1 protein-coding gene is annotated in these 684 nt (G+C 53.2%); it reads right to left on the minus strand.

Annotation, left to right across the window (positions count from 1 at the left end):
- A partial coding sequence (locus tag ACTHUR_RS14525; protein WP_440399287.1) for a UDP-N-acetylglucosamine 4,6-dehydratase family protein occupies positions 1–684 on the minus strand: 684 nt, incomplete at both ends.

Raw genomic sequence — 684 nt, forward strand, 5'->3', positions numbered from 1 at the left:
GATAATTGCGTCCATGGAAGCATTACTTCACTGGCGGTCATAATCCGGGGATGAGTGGTTTTTTGCACCTCATCACCGATGAGCAGTTCTTCATAAAGTTTCTCGCCCGGGCGCAGGCCGGTAATCTTGATTTCGATGTCGCCGTGTGGGTGTTGCTCATCTTTGACTTTGAGGCCGCTGAGGACAATCATTTGACGGGCAAGGTCGATGATTTTGACGGATTCGCCCATGTCGAGGACGAATACGTCGCCGCCTTTACCCATTGCACCGGCTTGGATAACCAGTTGCGCCGCTTCGGGAATGGTCATGAAGTAGCGGGTAATGTCTTGGTGGGTCAGGGTAATCGGGCCGCCTTCGGCAATTTGTTTTTCAAATACAGGGACAACGGAGCCGGACGAACCCAATACATTGCCGAAACGCACCATGCAGAAGCGTGTTTTTTGTTCTGGCTCGGCGGCAAGCGCTTGTAGGCAGAGTTCGGCCATGCGTTTGCTGGCGCCCATGGTGTTGGTCGGACGGACGGCTTTGTCGGTGGAAATCAAAACAAAGGTGGAAACGCCTGCATCTACGGCAGCCTGCGCGCAGCAGAGTGTGCCGAATACGTTGTTTTGAATGCCTTCGATGGTGTTGAATTCGACCATAGGGACGTGTTTGTAGGCTGCGGCATGATAAACGGTGTCGACA

Source organism: Neisseria sp. P0021.S007 (genome assembly GCF_051956855.1).